We start from the raw sequence: 759 nt of genomic DNA, 5'->3' as shown, positions 1-759 counted from the left end.
CAATATGGCGGTCTGAAACGACAATGGCCGCATCCGTTTGCCGGATGCGGCCCTGTCAGATCAGCCGATCGCGCCGACGCAGCCCTCGGCGTCGCCTGGCGCCAGATCGGCGTCCGTCAGGGCGATGGTCCAGCCGTGATGGGTGTTCAGGCCCCAGCGTCGCGCGCCGCCGCCGTCGCCGGCGTCCCCGCCCGCCGTGACAACCACGCGTCGGCCCTTGGGCAGAGCCGGCGGATCGATCTTTCCGACCGCCAGAGACGTCGGCGTCTCGCCGCCGTAACCGTCGAACACGCTCAGCATCGACCATTCACGACGCAGGCCCATCCACCAAGCGTCCTCGGTATTGATCGCCAGCACGGCGATCCCGTGGCCTTCGGCGGCGAAGGCCAAGGCCTTTTGCGGATCGCGCACCATCTTGATGTCGGCGGCGGCGCCGAAACGCAGGCGCGCGCCGTCATACGCGCGGGTCGGTTCGATCGGGGCCCAGACCTGCACCTGAAGGCGGCCCTGGCGCGCCAGGCCCCAGCCGACGATCTCGCGCCACAGATGTTCGACCGCCTCGGCATTCTCGGGCTGCGCCTGCTTGAGCATGCGCGAGAGGACGGTTTGTTCGCGATCGGGACGCAGCTTGGTGTGCGGTCCCGTGGGTGCGTCCTTGGCCCTGCCGACGGTGGCGGCGATGGCCAGACGTTGCTCGAACAGGGCCAGGATCTGGTCATCGATGCCGTCGATTTCGGCGCGCAGCGCGGCCAGCGCCTG

At 69.3% G+C, this 759-nt stretch carries 1 protein-coding gene; it reads right to left on the bottom strand.

What is annotated here, in order from left to right; translation table 11 throughout:
* Nucleotides 1-60: 60 nt before the first annotated feature.
* On the bottom strand, nt 61-759 hold a 699-nt coding region (locus B3T77_RS12735; protein WP_292080029.1), incomplete at its 5' end, for a chorismate mutase.

The sequence above is a fragment of the Brevundimonas sp. UBA7838 genome, from assembly GCF_002500885.1.
Classification (GTDB): Bacteria; Pseudomonadota; Alphaproteobacteria; order Caulobacterales; family Caulobacteraceae; genus Brevundimonas; species Brevundimonas vesicularis_C.
The sequence above is the reverse complement of the archived record's forward strand: the minus strand, read 5'-3'. Positions and strand labels throughout refer to the sequence as shown.